General features: G+C 46.6%; 17 protein-coding genes. 12 read left to right on the forward strand and 5 right to left on the reverse strand.

The features are described 5' to 3' along the window. Positions 1-236: 236 nt before the first annotated feature. The 6 genes from SMSP2_RS10810 (at position 237) to SMSP2_RS10835 (ending at position 6495) form a co-directional block, all read left to right on the forward strand. On the forward strand, positions 237-1697 hold the full coding sequence (locus tag SMSP2_RS10810) for a sensor histidine kinase (protein ID WP_146683965.1): 1461 nt from the start codon (positions 237-239) through the stop codon (positions 1695-1697). Next, positions 1694-3055 (forward strand): sigma-54-dependent transcriptional regulator, encoded by a 1362-nt coding sequence (locus SMSP2_RS10815; protein ID WP_222566335.1) that lies wholly within the window; start codon positions 1694-1696, stop codon positions 3053-3055. The genes SMSP2_RS10810 and SMSP2_RS10815 overlap by 4 nt, the downstream gene beginning before the upstream one ends. Before the next feature lie 243 nt (positions 3056-3298). Then, positions 3299-3769 (forward strand): response regulator, encoded by a 471-nt coding sequence (locus SMSP2_RS10820; protein ID WP_186804689.1) that lies wholly within the window; start codon positions 3299-3301, stop codon positions 3767-3769. A gap of 9 nt (positions 3770-3778) precedes the next feature. Beyond that, positions 3779-5416, forward strand: coding sequence for a phosphoenolpyruvate--protein phosphotransferase (ptsP, locus tag SMSP2_RS10825; protein ID WP_146683969.1), 1638 nt, complete (start codon positions 3779-3781; stop codon positions 5414-5416). Between the two features lie 205 nt (positions 5417-5621). After that, positions 5622-5870 (forward strand): hypothetical protein, encoded by a 249-nt coding sequence (locus tag SMSP2_RS10830; protein WP_146683970.1) that lies wholly within the window; start codon positions 5622-5624, stop codon positions 5868-5870. A 109-nt stretch (positions 5871-5979) separates the two neighbouring features. Then, positions 5980-6495, forward strand: coding sequence for a hypothetical protein (locus tag SMSP2_RS10835; RefSeq protein WP_146683972.1), 516 nt, complete (start codon positions 5980-5982; stop codon positions 6493-6495). Positions 6496-6624: 129 nt separating this feature from the next. Here SMSP2_RS10835 and SMSP2_RS10840 read toward each other — a convergent pair whose 3' ends face one another. The 3 genes from SMSP2_RS10840 to dnaK all read right to left on the reverse strand — a co-directional run bounded on the left by SMSP2_RS10840 (position 6625) and on the right by dnaK (position 10670). Then, a complete protein-coding gene (locus SMSP2_RS10840) occupies positions 6625-7371 on the reverse strand; it encodes a platelet-activating factor acetylhydrolase IB subunit (RefSeq protein WP_146683974.1) in 747 nt (248 codons plus the stop codon). Positions 7372-7506: 135 nt separating this feature from the next. Next, positions 7507-8484 carry an IS30 family transposase gene (locus tag SMSP2_RS10845; RefSeq protein ID WP_146682659.1) on the reverse strand — a complete coding sequence of 326 codons (978 nt, stop codon included), beginning with the start codon at positions 8482-8484 and terminating at the stop codon, positions 7507-7509. 260 nt (positions 8485-8744) lie between these two features. Then, complete coding sequence (gene dnaK, locus SMSP2_RS10850; protein WP_146683975.1) at positions 8745-10670, reverse strand: molecular chaperone DnaK; 1926 nt, start codon at positions 10668-10670, stop codon at positions 8745-8747. 290 nt (positions 10671-10960) lie between these two features. On the opposite strand from dnaK, the gene SMSP2_RS10855 reads away from it, so the two are divergent. The 5 genes from SMSP2_RS10855 to SMSP2_RS10875 all read left to right on the forward strand — a co-directional run bounded on the left by SMSP2_RS10855 (position 10961) and on the right by SMSP2_RS10875 (position 17274). Then, positions 10961-12520, forward strand: coding sequence for an RHS repeat domain-containing protein (locus tag SMSP2_RS10855; RefSeq protein ID WP_146683977.1), 1560 nt, complete (start codon positions 10961-10963; stop codon positions 12518-12520). Beyond that, positions 12517-13134 (forward strand): hypothetical protein, encoded by a 618-nt coding sequence (locus tag SMSP2_RS10860; RefSeq protein WP_146683979.1) that lies wholly within the window; start codon positions 12517-12519, stop codon positions 13132-13134. Before SMSP2_RS10855 ends, SMSP2_RS10860 begins: the two co-directional genes overlap by 4 nt. Next, the gene (locus SMSP2_RS10865) at positions 13127-13501 is read left to right on the forward strand and encodes a hypothetical protein (protein WP_146683981.1); all 375 of its coding nucleotides are present in this window, start codon (positions 13127-13129) and stop codon (positions 13499-13501) included. The genes SMSP2_RS10860 and SMSP2_RS10865 overlap by 8 nt, the downstream gene beginning before the upstream one ends. Before the next feature lie 37 nt (positions 13502-13538). Further along, the gene (locus tag SMSP2_RS10870) at positions 13539-14909 is read left to right on the forward strand and encodes an IS110 family RNA-guided transposase (RefSeq protein WP_146683983.1); all 1371 of its coding nucleotides are present in this window, start codon (positions 13539-13541) and stop codon (positions 14907-14909) included. A gap of 805 nt (positions 14910-15714) precedes the next feature. Continuing rightward, positions 15715-17274: a sulfatase-like hydrolase/transferase gene (locus SMSP2_RS10875; protein ID WP_146684902.1), complete on the forward strand. Its 1560-nt coding sequence runs from the start codon at positions 15715-15717 to the stop codon at positions 17272-17274. Between the two features lie 79 nt (positions 17275-17353). Here SMSP2_RS10875 and SMSP2_RS10880 read toward each other — a convergent pair whose 3' ends face one another. Then, positions 17354-18160, reverse strand: coding sequence for a helix-turn-helix domain-containing protein (locus tag SMSP2_RS10880; RefSeq protein WP_146683985.1), 807 nt, complete (start codon positions 18158-18160; stop codon positions 17354-17356). A gap of 122 nt (positions 18161-18282) precedes the next feature. Between SMSP2_RS10880 and SMSP2_RS10885 the strand changes: the two genes are divergently transcribed. Then, the gene (locus SMSP2_RS10885) at positions 18283-19287 is read left to right on the forward strand and encodes a uroporphyrinogen decarboxylase family protein (RefSeq protein ID WP_146683987.1); all 1005 of its coding nucleotides are present in this window, start codon (positions 18283-18285) and stop codon (positions 19285-19287) included. 99 nt (positions 19288-19386) lie between these two features. On the opposite strand, the gene recQ is transcribed toward SMSP2_RS10885, so the two are convergent. Beyond that, positions 19387-21219, reverse strand: coding sequence for a DNA helicase RecQ (gene recQ / locus SMSP2_RS10890; protein WP_146683989.1), 1833 nt, complete (start codon positions 21217-21219; stop codon positions 19387-19389). Positions 21220-21269 lie beyond the last annotated feature (50 nt).

Genomic DNA, 21269 nt, shown 5'->3' on the forward strand with positions numbered 1-21269 from the left:
CACTGTTTATGTGAGATAATTTGTTACCAGAAAGTCTGGAGGATAGTTGTATAATTCTATAGTTTAGTATATACTGATTGTTTCAGCGGAAAAAATTAACAGTTATTCAGTCGGCAAAAGATTTTTTTGAACACAAAGTCCAATTAGCGACAACAGTGATTACAGACGTATTTTGTTAATCCCCACTGTTTTGCTATGTTTTCTAAATCATTTATTTAACTAAGGTTTTAGTTATTATGAAAGTTACTTTAAAATTTGTTATAGTGCTGATAGTTGTGCTGTTTGCTATCCGCACATTTGAAGGTTTTCTGACAGTTAAACGGGAAACCAAACGCCTTAACACTGATATTCAACGCGATGCTTTGTTGTTGAAAAACATAATAACTGCTTCGGTTCAAAGCACGTGGGTGTCGAACGGCCGTGAACAAGCGATAAAACTGACCGACAAGTTCAATATGGACGAACACCCAATTCATATTTCATGGAAACCATTTGAAGGACATGATGGCCTCAATAGCCAATTTGACGAGGGCACATTAAACAAGCTGAAAAACGGTGAAACCGTATCCTTACGTCAGCAACGAAGCAAAAGAGGAAAAGTCCAATATTTTTTCATCCCCCTGGATATTCCGCAAGCGGATGGAGTTATTCAACTGGCCGAGACATTAAATGAGAGGAGCAGATATCTTCAGAATGCGTGGACTCGCGAAGCGATTGCCGGCAGTATGGCTTTCTCTCTAAGCGGTGCCGTTATGTTCCTGTTGGGATTTGCCATAATAGGTCGCCCGCTAAACAAACTTCAGGACCGGATTAAAGGTATTGGTGAAGGAGATATGGAAAGCAGGCTTGTGCTTCGTGGACACGACGAACTAACGGCACTTGCCGGCTGCCTGAATGATATGTGCACAAAACTTCATACAGCCTGGCAACGAGAGATAACCGAAACAAAGAAACGTATTGCAATCATGGAACAGATGCGGCATATGGATCGCCTTACAACGATTGGAAGACTTGCTTCAGGTGTTGCACACGAACTAGGGACACCCTTAAACGTAATAAGCGGACGTGCAGGAATGATCAAAGATCGCGTAGAAATCCTCAAAAACGAACAGATTCAAGATAACGCCGAAAAAATAAAATTGCAGGCAATGCGAATGACAAATATCATCCGTCACCTACTTGATTTCGCCAGACAGACCCCTCCAAAACGAGTTAAAACCAATGGGGGCGATGTGGTTCGCCAGGCAGTAGAATTGGTAAACTGCCTTGGCTATAAGGCCAACGCCCGAATGAAACTACCACAAGATACTTCTTCGCTTGTGGTAGATATCGACCCCGTACAGATTCAGCAGGTAGCTACGAACCTGATTGAAAACGCTCTACAGGCAATGCCCGAAGGGGGCAATGTTTTTGTAACTGTAAAATCTGTACCAGCCAGTCCGCCCGAAGGAGTGGAAAGTCATAAAGGGCATTTTCTGCAAATTACAGTAAAAGATCACGGCATAGGCATTTCTGACGAATATCTAGATAAAATATTCGACCCTTTCTTTACCACCAAAGAAGTAGGAAACGGCACGGGCCTGGGGTTGTCCATAACATACGGCATCGTTAGAGAACACAGCGGCTGGATCGATGTAATGAGTGAAGAAGGCAAAGGAAGCTGTTTTACCGTGTATATTCCGCAGGAGTTTTTATGATGTCAGGACACATTCTTATTGTTGATGATGATCAGGACATGTGCGAAATGCTGCATGACGATCTAACCCAGAGAGGCCACCGTGTTCAATGGCACACCAGTTCGGAAAGGGCTTTTGAGACATTCATGCGTGAGTCTTTTGATACAGTCATAACCGACTTAAAGATGCCGGGACTCAACGGTATTGATTTCTGCAATCGACTCTCTAAGAACCGCCCCGATGTACCCGTAATTGTGATTACCGCTTTTGGCACTCTTAATACAGCTGTTGAGGCAATCCGGGCAGGAGCCTATGACTTTGTAACAAAACCAATAGAAACAGATCTGCTTAACATTGTTATCAACAGGGCATTAAAACATCGCTCGCTTCAGGAACAGGTTACGTTTCTAAAAAAACAAAACCGCAGAAACGCGGAGGATTTTGGCGAGTTTATAGGCAGAAGTCCGGCCATGGAACGGTTATTTGATCAGATATCCCGTATCGCCGACCAGCAGGTACCGGTTTTGATTACCGGTGAATCCGGAACAGGTAAGGAATTAGTTGCCCGTGCTTTGCATCGTCACAGTAAACGTCGAAAAGCCTCTTTTATCCCTGTTAATTGTGCTGCCCTGCCCGGAATGCTGCTGGAAAGCGAATTATTCGGCCACGCACAGGGTGCTTTTACAGACGCCCGCTCAGACAGACGAGGTCTGTTTACGGAAGCAAATGGAGGCTCTTTATTTCTAGATGAAATCGCTGAAATCCCGCTGGAACTTCAGCCAAAACTTTTGCGGGCGGTTGAAACAGGCTCGGTTCGTCCTATTGGTGAAAATATGGAACTAAAGTCAAATGTGAGGATTATCGCGGCAACTAACCGTGATCTGGAAGCTGCTGTAGAAGAAGGGATATTCAGAGAAGACCTGTTTTTCCGCATCAATGTTGTAAGGCTCATTGTTCCGCCTCTTAGGGCACGCGGCAGAGACATCCTGCTTCTGGCCCAGTATTTCCTTCAAACTATTGCGCAACGCGACGAGAAATCAGTAAAAGGTCTTTCTCCCTCTACGGCTGAAAAACTGTTAGCTTATAGTTGGCCGGGCAATGTTCGAGAACTCCGAAATGCCATGGAACATGCGCTGGCGCTGACACGATTCGAAGAAGTTGTCGTCGAAGACTTGCCTGATAAAATCAGAAACTACAAGAGTTCACAAGTTGTTCTTGGGGGCAGCAATCCGGACGAACTGCTCACTCTGGAAGACGTTGAACGGCAATATGTTGATTATGTTTTAAAAGCAGCAAACGGCAATAAAAGTGTTGCCGCACGTATCCTGGGACTTGGACGGCGCACGTTGTATCGCAAGCTGGAAAATTGGGGTATTTAAGTAAACTGGATTTTCAACCTTTTGGTGCGCGCTATAATGTCACAGTGTGCCGCCATGACACAGCACAAATCACCACTCCCTGCACACATTTCACTTCAATAAATTTTTCTCATTTAATAAACTCCCTGACAGCAGAGACTTATATTTACCGCGGCCATCTCCGGCATGCTTTGGCATAAATGTTGCTCATTGTTAACGTAAAGAAATTATATATTTTTTGTATGTTAGCCAAGGATGCAAAATATGCCGACAGAACAACCAAATGAGCTTAGTAAGATGCCAGAAGATTCTTCTGACTCTAAACGTTCCCCTCATATTCTGCTCATAGAAGACGATGAGGAAATGCTCAACATGCTCTCAGAAGCACTTATGCAAGAAGGCTACAGGGTCACTAAACGTATGAAGGCGTTCGACTGGATTCTTTATTGCATTCATAATGCCGGGGAAAATATGTCTTTTTCTCCCGATGATCGTTTTGATGCTGTCGTCTCTGATATACGAATGCCAAAGATGGGTGGCCTGGAAGCCTTAAGGATAATCAATGCCCTCAATTGTGCAGAGACCTGCCCGCCGGCTATTTTTATTACCGCTTTTGGCGATGACGAGACCCACAGGATGGCTGAAAAATTGGGCGATGTGGAAGTTCTTGATAAACCATTTGATGTCAATGATCTTATTAAAAAAGTGCAAAAACTGATTTCATCTCAAATTTAGGAATCAACTATGTATAGTAATAAAATAAAAAATTATGAACTTTCCGGTTACAGCATCTCCTCTGGTGTTGGCATTGGCAAGGCACATATATATCGAAACGTTCTACAAGATATGCAAGATATATATTGTATTGATGCCAACGAGGTGGAAAAAGAATATCAACGCATAAAAGAAGCTTTTGATAATGTACGCGGACGTTTACAAAAAAATCAAAAAGAAGTTGAGAGAAAGCTAAATAGTGATTTCGCCGCAATTCTCAGCTCGCACACCAAAATACTCAGCGATTCTTCACTGCATCAGGAAATATACGAGACAATAAAAAGAAGCTGTGTTAATGCCGAGTTAGTGGTTCTCGCTGTTTTCCGGCGTTTAGAAGCAAGGATTCGCCATGCTGAAGATTGCAGGCTGGCTCAACGGGCTGATGATATTGCCGACTTGGCCAGACAGGTATTACGGACACTTACAGGACAGGCATCACATAGATTAGCCGATCTGCCTGATAACACCATTGTTGTTGCCTCTGAGTTATTCCCATCCGACACAGTGTTTTTTTCTCGGAAGGCCGTTTCAGGAGTTATCGTTGAACGCGGGGGGCCGGCCAGTCATGCGGCTATCCTCACCCGTGAACTCGGAATACCCGCTGTGTCAAACATAGACAATGCCGTGCAAAAAATAACACAGGGTGAAAACTTGATTGTGGATGGCACACAAGGAAGTGTTCTTATCGATCCAGATGAAGAAATGCAGAGGAAATTTCAAAAGAAACAAGAGGATATGTCAGTTCGATTTGCCATTGCTAAACAGTATTCGCATGAGAAAGCCGCAACTCTTGACGGAACCGAAGTGGAGGTTACAGCAAATATTTCCTGCCGTGAAGACGCCGAGCTTGCTGTAAAGCACGGTGCCGATGGTATCGGTTTATATCGTACTGAACAGCTATACTTCGGGCGTGAAGATATTCCAGGGGAAGACGAGCTTCTTGAGACTCTGCAAGAAACACTGGCACCAATTAACACAAACATACCTGTCACACTACGGCTGCTTGACATAGGCGGGGATAAGTTGCTGCCTTTCCTTAATCATACTAATATCTCTGAGCCGTTAATGGGACAGCGTGGGGTGCGTTTCCTTCTGAATTTCCCTGACTTGCTGATTACACAATTGCGATCTTTTTTACGACTTTCGCTCTCCCGTTCTGTAAGAATACTGGTGCCGATGGTAACCCTGGAGTCTGACATGCAGGCTGTTCGAAAATTTTACGAAGAAGCTGCAAACGACCTCTCTTGTCACCAGCCGCCGCTGGGCAGTATGATAGAGACACCGGCCGCTGCCTTGTGTGCTGAAACTATATCAAAATATAGTGATTTCCTAAGCGTAGGAACTAATGATTTAACGCAATACACCATGGCCGCAAGCCGCGATGACGCTGAGGTGGCTGACTACTTTATACATGAGCATCCATCCATATTTTATTTGCTGCGTTGTGTGGCTAAGGCGGCCGACAAAAAGCCCATCGGAGTGTGCGGGCAGCTTGCGGGAGAAGCCAATGCAGTTAAGAGGCTTCTTGCAATGGGTTTTCAGGAATTAAGCGTTAACCCGTTTCAGGTACCCTATATTAAACAGGCAGTTCAGGATATCTACATGTAATGATACAACTACATTCTAATTTTATCACACTTTTTTAAATTTACGGAGTAATTTAATGACTGAATTCAAAACAAAACAACATGAATCGCGGGCACCACCCCGATTTCCGCGTATTGCTCTAATGAGTTTAATCTGGTCGGGTCCGGCCGAGGACGTCGGAATTGTCCCTGCCTTCGTTTAAAACTTGAATACACAGGAGATTAAAATGACGATGCAAATATTAAAAAAAATAAGCGCCGGCATTCTTGTTATCGCGATAGGATTATTGTTTGCAGGGTGCAACGATGAAACACCTGCACCACCGTCGCCCACACCACCACCGCCAAATTCATCGCAACCCCAGCAACCTCAAGGCCAAGGGTGGGCCCCCGAAGAAGGGCAATCGGAACAATCCCGGGAGCCTCTCTATCAGCAAGGACAGCAAGATAACTCAACAGAATCAGAATGGCCTTAAATTTGAGCTAATCTCTAAGAATTAAGAAAACATGTTGTTGACCCTTTCCCATCGTCGGCGAACAGGTCACTACAAAAACAGTACCAATCCCAGAAAGGAAATTTTAATTATGATTCATCGTAACACAAACAAGTTCGTGATGCTGGCTGCACTCGCGGCCGGCGTCCTGATTACAGCAGTAATGTTTACGGGGCAATTGAATGCGCAGGATCAAGCCCCATCGTGGCAGAATTCTTCTGAACAGAATAGTACATCAAAAGAATCATCCATAATCGGCACCTACGATCCACAGGCTGCTTTTGAGCAACACCCCTTACAAGAAAAACTGATGGAGTTTTACGCTTCTATTCAGGAAGAAACCCAAAAAGCCCAGCAGCAAGAGAATCAGCAGAAGTTAAGGCAATTGCAACAGCAATTTGAACAGCAAAGAAATCAAGTTATCGAACAGTTTCACCAGGATGTAGAAAAAGCCCTTCCAGAGGCTGCCGAAGCGGCTGGTGTTAAGATCATCGCGCTGGAGATTGCATACACGGCAAATGATATTACGCCACAGGATGTTACTGAACAGATTGTCGAAACCTTTACAGAAAAGGATGGAGAAAAAACTGCAGGACAGCAGTTCTAATCCCCAACCAGCAGTATAGCTTACAAAGAATTGTAGGATTACCGAAGCACCGTCTCTGTCACATAAAGGGACGGTGCTTTTTAACAGATATTCAAGCAATCCAGTCAATGATAAAATTTAATTTCTAACTTATTCACCCATCAGCTTTTTGACGGTCGGCTCGATTGCCTCTGCCCAGATTTTGTATCCGTTTTCGTTTGGATGCAGCAGGTCGGGCATAATGTCTTTTGAAAGGATCTCGTTCTCGTCGAGGAATTCATCATTGATATCAAGATAGTATATCCACTTGCCGTCGGCGATTTTTGAAGCCATCTCGGAAGCGAGCTGATTCTTTTCACGCTGTGCCGAGGGGCCTTCGCCGCGGGGGAATATCGCCAGAATGAGTATCTTTGTCTGGGGCAAATCGGCCCTGAGCTTTTTGCATATCGCAACGATGCCGTCGGCTATTTCCTGAGCGGTATTGTCCTGCCAGTTGGAATTGTTGGTGCCGATCATTATTACCGCCAGCTTCGGGTCAATACCGTCGATTTCGCCGTTTTCCAGCCGCCAGAGCACATGCTGCGTGCGGTCGCCGCTAAAGCCCATATTGACCGCGTTTCTCGGGGCGTAGTACTGCTGCCACACGTCTTTGCCCTTGCCGTCCCAGCCGTGGGTGATCGAATCGCCGATCATTATCAGATCAACATTACCGTCTTTAACCTGCTCGAGCACACCTTCATGCCGCGGCATCCACCAGTCCCTGTCACTTCTCGCAACGGGAGTAACAGCAGAGTGCGAGCCGATTTCTACGGGGTATTTGCTAACCTTCTCACAGCTGCAGCCGGTTAAAAGAATTGAAAAAGAAATAATCAGGGTAAGAAAAGCTGTTTTCTTCATTTTATTTTGCCTCTAAAAAAAATACTTATTGGTCTGATCCTCATCTCACACGATGAATTTATAATCTGATTTTACTCATCCAGTAATAAAGCGCGGATTCAACTCCCAAGTGCAATTAAGTTAAATCCTGTTTTGTTATCCTGTTAGTTTTTTCCTCTTATAGAATACTTCATTTGGGGTTAAAAATCCAAGAGATTTTCTGGGTCGATTATTCAGTCGATTCATTATGTGCTCAATCTTCTGATTGGTCAGCATTCGGATGTCACTTCCTTTTGGTACATACTGACGGATCAAGCCATTGGTATTCTCATTCAAGCCCCGCTGCCATGCACTGTAGGGATCGGCAAAGAAGACCTTAATTTTAAGGTTATGGGCAATAGATTCATGGTTTGAAAATTCTTTGCCATTGTCCACTGTCAGTGTATAGGTTCGTCGGGGCAGCGTGCCGATCAGGGCGATAATGGTCCGTTCAACCGCTTCGGCGGTATAACGATCTACCTTACCGATCAGCGTCAGCTTGCTTTTGCGGTCAACCAGGGTTACCAGGGCTCCCTGATGGTTTTTCCCCACGACGGTGTCGCCTTCCCAGTCCCCGATGCGGTTTTTTCTCTCTACAACCGGTGGGCGTTTTTCGATACCAACCCTGTTTTTGATCGTTCCACGCCGGTCCCGGCTGTTTCTTCGTTTTCTTCTTTGTTTGGTCCCGGCAATCCGCAGATGGGTATACAGGGTTTCTCCCCGGGCTTTATCCTGCCAAATGTGCTGGTAAATCCGCTCATGACTGACGGCCGGCCCCTGCCAGTGGGGATCGGTTTTCATGCGTTTTGCGATCTGCTCCGGCGAATGTTGCTGCCGGAGGCGGGATTCAATGTATTCTATCGTCTCCGGCTTCATTTTGACTGCTTTACGGGCGGCCATCCGTCGATATAAAGCCTTTTGCTGGGCCTGCTTAGGGCGATAGCCCCGCAGACCTGTATTGCGGGCCAGTTCCCTGCTGATCGTGCTGGGAGAAACGCCCAACGCCGCAGCTATTTGTTTTTGTTGATTTCCTGCTTGCTTCATGGCATATATTTCGATACGATCGTCTTCGGTGAGCTGCTTGTACGCTCTCATAAGTGTTCCTTTCGTTGAGGTCACCATAATTCAGTGAGAGAGTATACCAGCTCACCACAATTTTGGCGACTTAATTGCACTTATGAGTTGAATCCGCTAAGTCAATTATTTTATCAGGAAATACATTTTAGTTCTTTTAATTGCCCCCAAAAAAAACGGGCAGCGCCTGTGGGTTGTGTTCCCTGGTTCGCTGCCCGCATCTAAAGTAATTTATATCAATCGCATGTTACTGCGTCAGAGCCTGCATGAGGATTCGATGATTAGTCTTTTTCCTCGAACTCCGCATCGATAACGTCGTCGCCACCCTTCTTGGGCTCTTCGGCACTCTGCTGACCGGCATCCTGTGCGGCACCTTCGCCGCCGGCTGCCTGCTGCTTCTTGGCGGCCTCTTCATAGAGAACCTTGCCAAGCTCCTGGCCGGCTTCACTGACTTTCTCGACAGCCTTCTTTATAGCCTCGATATCGTCTGTCTTTACGGCTTCCTTGAGGTTGTTCACGGCATTCTCGATGTTGCTGCGTGTCTCGGCAGAAACCTTGTCGCCGTGTTCCTTGAGCGTCTTCTCTGTCGAGTAGATAACCTGGTCGGCCTGATTTTTCTGGTCAACCAGCTCGCGGCGTTTGCGGTCTTCCTCGGCATGAGCCTCGGCATCGGTTGTCATCTTCTTGATCTCATCTTCCGAAAGGCCGGAGCTTGACTTGATCTCAATGGACTGCTGTTTGCCGGTAGCCACGTCCTTGGCGGAAACATGCAGAATACCGTTGGCGTCTATATCAAACGCAACCTCAATCTGCGGTACGCCGCGGGGAGCAGGCGGTATATCGGTAAGCTGGAACCTGCCAAGCGTCCTGTTGTCCTTGGCGAATTCACGCTCGCCCTGAAGCACATGAATATCAACTGCGGTCTGATTGTCTGCCGCGGTCGAGAATACCTGTTTCTTGCTGGTCGGGATCGTGGTGTTGCGTTCGATGAGCTTTGTCATTACGCTGCCAAGCGTCTCGATACCGAGCGAGAGCGGCGTAACGTCAAGCAGAAGAATATCTTTTACGCCTTCATCGCCGGAGAGAATCGCACCCTGGATAGCCGCGCCAAGTGCAACCACTTCATCGGGGTTGATACTCTTGTTGGGCTCTTTGCCGAATATCTCGCGTACAATCTCAACGACTTTCGGTACACGTGTTGAGCCGCCGACAAGGAGAATCTCGTTAATATCCCCGTTGTTGAGCTTGGCGTCTTTGATCGCCTGGCGGCACGGAGCCTTGAGCCGTTCGAATACGCCTTCTGCCAGTGCCTCAAACTTACTGCGGCTGATGGTCATCTGCAGATGTTTTGGGCCGCTGGAGTCCGCTGTGATAAACGGCAGATTCACAGATGCCTCGACCTGCTGCGAGAGCTCACATTTTGCCTTTTCTGCGGCCTCTTTGAGCCGCTGATGAGCCATCGGATCTTCACGCAGGTCAATACCCTGCTCTTTGCGGAATTCCTCAGCGAGGTAATTGATCAGAACCTCATCAAGGTCGTCGCCGCCGAGGTGGCCGTCGCCGTTTGTGCTGAGAACCTCAACAACGTTTTCGCCGATGTCGAGGATCGATATATCAAAAGTACCCCCGCCAAAGTCGAATACGGCGATTTTCTCGTCTTTTTTCTGGTCAAGCCCGTAAGCCAGAGCGGCAGCGGTCGGCTCGTTTATGATACGTTCAACCTTGAGGCCGGCGATTTTTCCGGCATCCTTGGTCGCCTGGCGCTGCGCATCGTTAAAGTATGCAGGCACAGTAATTACCGCCTGATCAACCGTTTCGCCCAGATAATCTTCTGCAACCTTTTTGAGATCCTGAAGAATCATTGCGGATATCTCGGGCGGGGTCAATTCCTTATCGCGTGTTTTGATTTTCACCAGCTCGTTTGAGCCGCCGGTAATCTCGTAAGGCACGGTTTTTTCTTCCGAACTGACCTCATGGTGCTTGCGGCCCATAAATCTCTTGACAGAGAAAATAGTATTTTTAGGGTTTGTTACCTGCTGGTGGCGTGCGGTCTGGCCGACGAGCCTTTCGCCCTTCTCTGTAAAACCTACTACAGAGGGCGTAAGCCGTGAGCCGGAACCGTTGATCAGCACCTTCGGCGCTGTTCCTTCCATAACTGCCACAACCGAGTTAGTTGTTCCTAAGTCTATTCCAATTATTTTACCCATTATAAATCTCCACGTTTATAAATAAATTATTAAAATTCCAAATAATATACTTCTGTGCCAGTTTAGTTGCAAACACCGTGCCAGAAAAAAGCAACAGCATTAAACTCATGCCAACAAAGACCTTAAACAACAAAACACTTTATGTTTTTTATGCCAATATGGCAGATTTGTCAGGATTACAGGAATTGATATGCATTTCCCCGCAATTCATAACAGCCGATCAGACGTGTGCGGCATTTTCGTTAGATTGCGGCGGCAATCTCCGACGTAACACCGCTTAAATCAAAAGGGTGTCTGACCCCTTTTTAGTTTCAAAGGATCATATTCTGGATTTCGACTATACCTATGAATCCGGGACAAACAATATTGCAAGCAAGCAGTTTGGGCATAGAAGCTCTGCTCCGGCAACTACTTATACGTATGATGACATTGACCGCCTGCTGATGGCTCAGCATCTTGGGGTCTCTGCCAACACCGAAGATTTTACGAATATGGATGACCTCGGCAACCGTGACGGCGATATCACTATATGGGACGAATCAACATCAAGTTACGATGATATTGAATTTGCTGTAGATCCGGATAATAACCAGTATAATTCTATTGACAATAAGGGGATTTCGTATGATAATGCCGGCAACATGACTGAGGATATACACGATTATACCTACACTTATGACTACGAAAACCGCCTTGTCAGGATTGAAGACGGCCAGAGCGCGGCAGTTGCTCAGTTTTGCTATGATGCCCTTGGCAGGCGGATTATGAAGGACGACAATACGATGGATTATCCCTGGATGTATTATTATGACAACAAGGGGCGGATGACCATAAGTAGGTCAACCGTCTCGGTTGACATTTTTTCGGCAGTCGGCGGGCAGGGCCCCTTACGCGAAATCCGGACGGGTTTCCCGCCCTCTCAATGTCAAGCGGGGACGCTTGACCTACTTAACCTGCATTCGGTTGTCGCGATTGCGAATTCGTCTTCAAATTTCGATGTTGTAGAACGCTGCGAGTACGATGCGTACGGCAACGCCCACATCTTCACCGCCGGCACAGACGGTGAGTTCTACACCGGCGACGATGTTTACACCGCCGCTTCCGCTTTCGGCAACGAGTACACCTTCACCGGCAGACGCCTCGATACCCTTGATTCCGGCAATCTCCGGCTTATGTACTATCGAAACCGCTACTACTCGCCCGAAATAGGAAGATTCCTGCAAAAAGACCCGCACGGCATAAACCCCGACGGCAACTGGAATAACCCCTATTCGCCGCGAAAGCAGTTTACAGACGGCACGAATCTGTACCTCTATGCCAACAGTGACCCGGTGGATGGCAGGGATGAATGGGGGCTGTTCTTATGGTCATGGGAGGATAAAAGTATTTATGAAAGGTATTACAAAAGACGTTATGTTGATGTTTGGTGGTACGATCGGTTATTTTTCGACATCCGGCGAAAAGTATCGTTTTTAGTTGCCGTATATACGAGATATAAAGTGGGTATAGCTGGTTATTCCCATTTAACGGGGACTGGAGAGGTAGGCCCGCTCTATGAGTTTAGTATGACTACATTTCAGTACCCAGACAAACTGAGGCTGGAAAGGTATAAAGAAGCAATAAAATTGGGTTACAAAATACCGTGTAAAGCTCTCTATCAATGTATTACAGATTATTGCAATGGTAAGACAAGTAAAAAAAACCAAAGCGTCAAAGGCGTATTAGTTCTTACCCAAAATCAAATTCATTCGCCAAACATTCCTAGTAATGATTTGCTTCCAGTTAAATGTGAACATTCAAAGGAAGATTGTGACAGGAAATGCAAACCATATTTTAGGCCATTTGAATGAAATACAAACATATAAACAAAAAAACAAAATTGATATTAATATCTATTTTTGTGATAGTAGTTATTTATGTCAACATGCACAAATTATGGATTTCTATGTATGCAGATTCAGGGATCCATACACTAGAAAAATTTATTAATCGCAGTTGGGACAGAAATCTTTATTTAGATGACTATGATTTTGCACGTATCGTAGAAGTTATGAACGAACTATCTTATATAAAAGAGAACGTCAGCATTTTTAATATCCGCCCCTATCATTTTTGGTTGAGGAGACTTGATACAGCATCTTTTATTGTAATGAACCGAATAGAGTACAAAACCGATGTTTTGGAGGATTTAAAGTCTCAGCCTTTATATGTGACACCCGAAGAATACCAAAAGAAAATTGAAGATGCCTGCTGGCGAGATAAGAGATGGAAAGCAGGACAGATAACCACAATCTGGAATGAAGATTCGTACCTGCCTATAACTGTTGATGCAAGTGTTAGAAGGTATAAATTAGTCAATGAAATCCTTGTACCCTGCTCTTATGAAGAGTATATAAAAACCCGATTCGGAGTTCGAAATGAACAAATTAACAACAATTCGGATGTGGGCACGGTGAATGAATAGTAATAAAGACTTTTGGTTTAAGTTGGCCGCTTGCTTGCTGATGATTTCAGGTATACTTTTTTCATTGTTGGTGATTTTGGGTAAATGTTATAATATTTTATACTACTTTAATTTAAGCTATGATATTTGGAATATTGTTGCTATTATAGCCTTAGCAGTTAATCTTATTTCCGTTTTTGTCCAGAAGGTTAAACTGGTTGTATTGTCTTTCATTAGTTTTGCAATTTTATCATTGATTGGGGCTCCTTGTCTGAGTATTGCTATCTTTCTTAGGATATTGCTGATTTTTCAAACCACATTGGGGTATTTAATCTGGAGTAAATTAAAATGGTTGGAAATAATAAATAAAGGTCCGCGGGACATTTAATGCGCAAGATATTTAAAGACATGGAATTATATTGTTTTTGAGAACATTAAAATGCAAAAATCATCACATAACACCGATAGATACACGTATGTATTATTATGACAACAAGGGGCGGATGACCATAAGTAGAAAATATGGAACGACCGGCCCCACCGGTTGCAAATCTCGTCATAAGCCGGATAATTACGGTTTATGCGATAAGGTGTACGTAGCACCTGCCAATCGCGGGTTATTACACTGTGGCAACAGAGCCGCATACAATACGAAAGGTACCGGTCGTTATGAACAATATTATAACATATGTAGGAATGGATACACACAAAAACAACATAAAGCTGCCATAAAATACCCTGATCGGGATAATGTTGTTGAATTTACAATCAAAAATACGCCCTCTGATATTAAACGGGCAGTAAAAAAGATAGCCCGTCAGGCACCTGGGCCGGTTGAATTCTGCTATGAAGCCGGCGTTTGCGGCTTTTCTCTCAAGCGCAGGATTGAGGCTCTGGGCTTTAAGTGTGCGGTAATCGCCCCATCTCTGGTACCGGTAAAACCCGGAGTTCGTATAAAAACAGACCGCAGGGACGCAAAGAAGCTTCAGGAGTACTACAGTGCGGGCCTGTTGACCGAGGTTCACGCTCCCAATGAGAAACAGGAGGCAGATAGAGAGCTGGTGCGTCTTCGTGAGACAGCCCGAAAGGATGTCCAGAGAGCACAACATCACATACTCAAGTTTCTCAATCGTCATAGCTATATTTACCATCAGGGCAATCACTGGACAGATAAGCATATAACCTGGCTGCGTGGTATAAACTTCGAAGAGCCCGCCCTGAATGAAGTCTTTGAGGCATATTTCGCCCAGTACATAAACTGTTGTGAAAGGCTCGACAGGTGTGATCGGCGTGTTGAGGCGCTGGCAGAAACGGATGACTACCGCGAAATGGTAGGTATTTTGAGTTGTTTTCACGGCATCAAGACCATCACGGCAATATCCATTCTGGTGGAAATTTTTGATTTTGCCCGTTTTGAATCAGCCCCGGCTTTTATGTCATACCTCGGTTTAACCCCTAAAGAGGACTCCAGTGGAGAATCAGAAAAAAAAGGCCCGATAACCAAGGCCGGCAATAAGCGGGTAAGGCGGCTGCTCAATGAAACTGCCCACCACTACCGGCATCGATATGTTCCATCTAAGGCCCTTAAAAAACGTAGAGAGAGCCGGCCGCAATGGGGAATAGAAATAGCTGACAGGGCCGGGCAGCGTTTGAGTTACCGGCACAGGTACCTTCGGGCCAGGGGCAAGATTCTGGTAAAGGCCAACATCGCAGTTGCCAGAGAGCTGGCCGGGTTCATATGGTTCACAGCAACCCAGTATTACGCAAGAAAACAGGCTCAGCCGCAGAAAGTTTAGTTCATATACTTTTCATCACCCTGGGAAAAAACATTTAAAATTTAATACAGAAAAACATGACAAATGGTAGTGTGGGTACGAAAAAACCACTTGCGATTGTCCTATATGACAGATATGCCTTATCGGTAAGTCTGACTCATGCCCGTAGAAAGCAAGGTTTGCGACGGAGTATTTCAATGTCGGCTCTGGCCAAAAGCTAATCCACGTATATCAGACTGAATCAACGTCGAAGAATCCCACGCTATCATGCGTCATTAAAATAAGATATGTAAAATTAAAAAAAAAGTAAATATAATCTCATTAAAACTATTGACAAAGGTCGTTCCATATCAGGGCAAGCGTCCCGGTTGACATTTGTTCGGCAGTCGGCGGGCAGGGCCCCTTACGCGAAATCGGTACGGGTTTTCCGCCCTCTCAATGTCAAGCGGGGACGCTAGACCTACTTAACCTGTATTCAGTTGCGGCAGCTGCAAGCAGCACTGCGGCATTCGCCGTTACTGAACGGGTTGGATACAGCTCCTACGGAGATTCGAATACATTCACCGATATTACTGCCCCCTATTCCAATTCCACTATTACACCAAAGCGGCGTTGACGCTTGCCCGGCACTGCAAAGGGACAAATTGTAGAGCAAATTCACGAATTTGCTCCAACCGTTCTGCGAGAAATTCCCCCTTGTTATTATTACATTTCATTTTATGTTTGACTTTGCCCTGTATAACGGTTTATATAATTAAAGATATAGAAATGAAATATTTCACTCTGGACAAGACTAAACAGATATGAAACGAAAAGGAAAACAGATATGGCAAATATAGACAGACGTGACTTCCTGAGAAAAATGGGTGTTAGTGCTGCTGCACTGGGGCTTGGCTCATCCGCCGGGCTGGGAAAAGAACAGGCCTGGAAGTCACAATCAGCTGCCCATAATTCAAAAACAAGCCCGAATGTAGTCGTGATTTTCATAGACCAGCTCAGAAGTTTTGCTCTGGGCTGTTACGGCAATGAGACCGTAAATACGCCGCATATAGACAATCTTGCGCGGCAGGGATACCGCTTTGATCTTGGGATTTCAAACAACCCTGTCTGCGTCCCTGCCAGAGCGGCTCTGCTCTCCGGCCAGCACGCCCGGACCTGTGTCGGCTCACGTATGAATGAGATGACAGATAACCACCTTCTTGGCAGAGATGACCGGGCGAAATTCAAAGATGCCACTATCGCAGAATTGTTCAAAGACAAGGGCTACAAAACAGCCCTGATCGGAAAATGGCACACGGACGCCAGGCCCACACATTTAGGCTTTGAGCAGAGCCTGATTACAAACGAGATCTTCTCCAGCGGCTCATTTGTAGAGAATGAAAAAGATGAGTATCGGGTGCCGGTCTTCTCCGCCGACCACGAAATCGCCAAAGCCCGGGAATTCTTCCGCGAAAACAAGTCCGGCTCCAGGCCGTTCTTCCTCTATTACAACATCATTTCGCCGCACATGCCTCTGCTTGATGTTCCTTATAAGTACACCAGAATGTATGACCCCGAGAAGCTGCCGCTGCGGCCCAATGTCTGGCGAGAGGGGAAACTGGCCTCGAATGAGACATGGTTTCATATTTACATGTGGCAAAAGATTATAAAGAGCCCGCATCAGCCCATAACAGCCAAGGCAAGCCCGGAATTCACGGTCAAAGACCTGACGGCCCTCTATTACGGCAGCATCACATGGACAGATGATATAGTCGGGCAGGTTCTGGATTCACTCAAAGAAAACGGCCTTGAGGATAATACTATTGTTGTTCTCGCCGCCGACCATGGTGATATGCTGGGCAGCCAGCACAGATGGAACAAGGACCGCCCATACGAAGAAGCGATCCGCGTTCCCATGATATACCGCTGGCCCGGCAGGATAAAAAAAGGCGAGAACAAAGAACAGGTAACCTCACTTATAGATGTAATGCCGACGATCCTCGAGCTGTGTGAGACAGAGATTCCCAGTTCGGTTCAGGGCCGGAGTGTCGCTTCTCTGATGGACGGTTCAGCGGAAAAGACAAGCCTTGAAGATAATTATGCCTTTATCGAAACGCCGTTCGCCGAGCTGGCAATACGAACTCCAACACACCTTTACGCGGTCAAGATGGACGAGAGCGGCAAAAACATCTACAATGACAAACATTTGTTCTTCGACCTTCGAACAGACCCTTACGAGCAAAAAAACCTGTTGGAAACCGGCGAGCAGAGCGAAGTCGCCAAAGAACTTAGGGATAAAATTTATCAATGGCACAAGAATACGCCGATACCTGAATCTTTTAAATACGATGCCTGGGCACCGAATCACGCAAATTACATAAACAATCTCGGCGGCTTCAAAGGCTGATAAAGTTTACCGAAGGCAACGCCCCTCGCGGATAACACAGCCGGCTGCGGTAAAAAGAGCTCTGATGTCTTTTAGTAATTTAGTCGCCGTTACACCTGTATTTAGACGGGCTTACGTGTTTTATCGAGCGGAACAGCTTGTTGAAATACTGCGGGTTTGCAATGCCGCACTGAAACGCGATTTCCTTGATGGATATGTTCATATTTCGAAGCAGGTAGCAGGCCCGCTCTATGCGGCGTGAAAGTATGTACTCCTTGATTGTGCTGCCGTAAACTGCCCTGAACCGGCGGGCGAGATAATTTTGGCTCATGCCGGCAACGCGGCACAGGTCGGGTACGCTCATAGGTTTATCGAGATTAAGCTCGATATAGTTAATCAAAACACGCAGAGCCTTATTAAAATCATTTTCTATATCTCCATCTCTGAGGGTGCATTGCGCCAATTCGAGCAGGCATCTGTGCAGCATGTTAGATGCAATGGCGGTATTCAGCGTGCCGCTGCCGGCGCTATTGCGGGCGGGCATACAAATCTCCAGAATACCTTTCAGCCGGGCGGGAATGTCAGGTTCAATGCGTGCCGCGGGAATATGAAACGGGAGGCTAACCGCTCCGGCGGGCAGTGAAAAGTGAAAACAGATATGCCTGCCGCTCTCATTAAGCGTGTAAACGCTGCGGGTATTCGCCGGGGTAATCGTGATGTCGCCTCTGGAAAAGGGGTAAACACTGCCGGCAATCTCCACGGTGCCGCTGTACATGTAGTAATGCATCGCGTGATAAGATATCAGGTACCCCGCCGGCGATGTGCGTTTCGGGTGCTCGAAAATGCCCGAGATCATAATCCGCGGCAGCATTTGGGCTGAAAACAAAAATGTATCGACACTATTCACTGTTGAATAATTACCACAGATAAACGAATAAATCAAAGTAATTATCCTTTATATCAGGAAATATTAAAGGTATCATAATTTTTTGAGATAAATATAGTGTTGTTTTATTTAAAAGGTTTGTCATGAACAGCAGAGAACTGGTAAAAGCGGTTATCGCGGGCGAAAAAACTGAAAGATGCGGACTCTGGCTGGGTAATCCGCATGAGGATACCGCAAAAAAATATATCGAGCTTATGGGCGTAAATTCGTTCGAGGATATCCGGCTTGAGCTCGGCGATGATATGAGATGGCTAATGGCGGATGAATGCTATAAACACCCCGAAGGCAAACCGGCGTGGGATTTACAGCGAAAGAGCAAGTCACTCTCGGCAGAAGGCTGGTTCGCGGACTGCGAAACGGTGGAGGACGCGGCGAAATTTGACTGGCCCAACCCTGATTATCTGGATTTTGAGCCGTTCCTGGAGAAGCTCAATAACGTCGGCCCGTTTTATCGGGCAAGCGGCATGTGGTCGCCGTTTTTCCACCTGGCAGCGGATGCGTTCGGCATGGAAAACTACTTCATGAAGATGTACACGCATCCCGAAGTCGTCCAGGCGGTTACAAAGGGAATCGTGGATTTCTACCTCGAGGCAAACCGGCGGTTTTTCGAGGCGGCGGGAGATTTGGTTGACGGCTTTTTCTTCGGCAATGATTTCGGCTCGCAGATTAACCTGCTTGTGGCTCCGCAGCAGTTTAAGGATTTCATATTTCCGTACTTTAAGCAGCTCACCGACCTGGGCCATGAATACGGATACCAGGTGCTCCTGCACTCGTGCGGATCGATCTACAGGGTCATTCCCGATCTTATCAATCTCGGAGTCGAGGCACTCCACCCGATACAGGCGAAGGCGGCAAACATGGACGCGGAAACTCTCGGCTCGCAGTTCGGCGGCAAGGTCGCATTCATCGGCGGCATCGACACGCAGGATCTGCTGGTAAACGCAACACCACAGGAAGTCGCCGCGGACGTGCGTCGGGTAAAAGCTGAGCTGGGCCCCAATGTTGTCATAAGCCCAAGCCATGAAGCGATACTGCCAAACGTACCGCTCGAAAATATAAAAGCCATGGCAAAGACCGCTCTGGAATGATGTTCGATAAATGCCGTTTGTTACCGGCTGAGTAATACTTCTTTTTTGAATTCATACGGATAGAAACAGCTTCTGATCAAACAGTTTGCAGAAATCAGTTCATGTATGATTCTGCTGGTATTCTTCTATTGCCCGCATAAACATTTTGCCGTATTTTTTTAGTTTTTTGCGGCCTGCGCCGTTGACCTGTAAGAATTCTTCATCTGAGGCGGGCATTATGCGTGCCATATCTCTAAGCGAGGTGTCGCCAAAAATAATGTAAGCGGGAATGCGCCTTGTCGCGGCGATCTCGGCGCGGAGCTTGCGTAGGTGTTCAAAGAGACTTCGGTCAACATCCTGCCAGGAACTTGATGCTATCCGGGCTTTTTGTATCTTTTCTTTTTGCATCGTCGGCTTGAGCAGCCGCGGCGTCTCTTCGCCCCGAAGAACATTCCAGCCTTTTTTGGTAACAGCAAGCACATTGAACTCGCCGCACTTTTCGATATAGCCCTGGCCGGTGAGCTGTTCTATCCAGCCGCGTATCGTTTTAATCTGATACTCCGCGAGCAGCGAATAGGTGCTGAGCCTGTCATGGCCGTTTTCTATTATCCGTTTATCTTTGGAACCGGCCAAAACAGAGGCAACATAGCCGCCACCAAACCGCTGTTCGACCCGCATGATACAGGATAGAATCTTCTGTCCGATTATGAGTGCATCTTCTATCGCGTCATACTCATCAAGGCAGATATCGCATGCGCTGCAGCTGCCGGCTTTGAGCGTCTGGCCAAAGTATTCAACCAGATTCCGGTGTCGGCATGTGTCACCCGTGCAGTAGCTGTATATGCCTGTGAGTTTTTCCATAGCCGCTTCTGTTGACTGGGGTGTGGAATTCTCTGAATTGCTGATAATGCTCTTCCATACGCCGTAATCGCCGCCTGAATAAAACAGCCAGCATTCCGCCTCGAGCCCGTCTCGGCCCGCCCTTCCGCTTTCCTGCTGGTAATTCTCCAGAGATTTAGGCATACCGGTATGAATAACGTATCGAACGTTGGATTTATCGATACCCATTCCGAAGGCGATTGTAGCGACAACTATATCTACTTTTTCTGTTATAAAAAGATCCTGGCTGAGCTTGCGTTGATGGTCCTTCATGCCGGCATGGTAGCCCGCGGCCCTGTACCCGGCGGACTGGAGGGAATCACAGAGCGAATCTACGTCTTTTCGCCTTATACAGTAGATTATGCCGGACTCGTTTTTGTGGCGGTCAACTACAGAGCGAACCTGTTTAAGTATATTGCCGCGAGGCTTCACCCTGTATATGAGATTTGGCCGGTCGAATGAGCCTGTCAGCATTGCCGGATCTGTGAGATTGAGCTGTGCGGCGATATCCTGCCGCACCACAGCGGTGGCAGTTGCGGTATATGCGCCGATACATACGCCTGGAAACCGCTGTTTGAGCCGGCCGAGCTGGCGGTATTCGGGACGGAAATCATGCCCCCACATGCTCACACAATGGGCTTCATCAACGGCTATAAAGGATATTTTACAGCCGCACAGAATATTTAGAAACCACTCCGAGACGATTCTTTCAGGTGAAATATAAAGGAGTTTGAGCCGGTTAGAGGCGATCATCTCGAACACCCTGTCCTGTTCATGCGTCATCAGCGAACTGTCAAGCCGCGCCGCCGCAACGCCGCAGTCAACCAGCGCATCAACCTGATCTTTCATCAATGAAATCAGCGGCGAGACTACAACCGTTAAGCCCTCACCTATAACCGCCGGCACCTGGAAACATAGCGACTTGCCGCCGCCGGTGGGCAGTACGACAACTGAATCCCTGCCTGTTACAGCGCAGTGCATGGCCTCCTCCTGCAGAGGCCGGAAGCTGTTGTAGCCCCAATACTTTGATAACGCTGATTTAATCTTTCCCAGCTGTCTGACATTATCGGTCATAATAAAGTATTTTAGTTTAAGAGCTGAAAAGTCAATTCAAATAACACATC

Origin of the sequence: Limihaloglobus sulfuriphilus (assembly GCF_001999965.1) — a bacterium.
GTDB lineage: Bacteria > Planctomycetota > Phycisphaerae > Sedimentisphaerales > Sedimentisphaeraceae > Limihaloglobus > Limihaloglobus sulfuriphilus.

Coding starts and splice junctions, on each gene's coding strand:
- recQ (WP_146683989.1), bottom strand. CDS start 21,219: ATGACCGATAATGTCAGACAGCTGGGAAAGATTAAATCAGCGTTATCA.
- SMSP2_RS10875 (WP_146684902.1), top strand. CDS start 15,715: ATGGCAAATATAGACAGACGTGACTTCCTGAGAAAAATGGGTGTTAGT.
- SMSP2_RS10845 (WP_146682659.1), bottom strand. CDS start 8,484: ATGAGAGCGTACAAGCAGCTCACCGAAGACGATCGTATCGAAATATAT.
- SMSP2_RS10815 (WP_222566335.1), top strand. CDS start 1,694: ATGATGTCAGGACACATTCTTATTGTTGATGATGATCAGGACATGTGC.
- SMSP2_RS10860 (WP_146683979.1), top strand. CDS start 12,517: ATGAAATACAAACATATAAACAAAAAAACAAAATTGATATTAATATCT.
- SMSP2_RS10840 (WP_146683974.1), bottom strand. CDS start 7,371: ATGAAGAAAACAGCTTTTCTTACCCTGATTATTTCTTTTTCAATTCTT.
- dnaK (WP_146683975.1), bottom strand. CDS start 10,670: ATGGGTAAAATAATTGGAATAGACTTAGGAACAACTAACTCGGTTGTG.
- SMSP2_RS10835 (WP_146683972.1), top strand. CDS start 5,980: ATGATTCATCGTAACACAAACAAGTTCGTGATGCTGGCTGCACTCGCG.
- SMSP2_RS10865 (WP_146683981.1), top strand. CDS start 13,127: ATGAATAGTAATAAAGACTTTTGGTTTAAGTTGGCCGCTTGCTTGCTG.
- SMSP2_RS10885 (WP_146683987.1), top strand. CDS start 18,283: ATGAACAGCAGAGAACTGGTAAAAGCGGTTATCGCGGGCGAAAAAACT.
- SMSP2_RS10820 (WP_186804689.1), top strand. CDS start 3,299: ATGCCGACAGAACAACCAAATGAGCTTAGTAAGATGCCAGAAGATTCT.
- ptsP (WP_146683969.1), top strand. CDS start 3,779: ATGTATAGTAATAAAATAAAAAATTATGAACTTTCCGGTTACAGCATC.
- SMSP2_RS10830 (WP_146683970.1), top strand. CDS start 5,622: ATGACGATGCAAATATTAAAAAAAATAAGCGCCGGCATTCTTGTTATC.
- SMSP2_RS10810 (WP_146683965.1), top strand. CDS start 237: ATGAAAGTTACTTTAAAATTTGTTATAGTGCTGATAGTTGTGCTGTTT.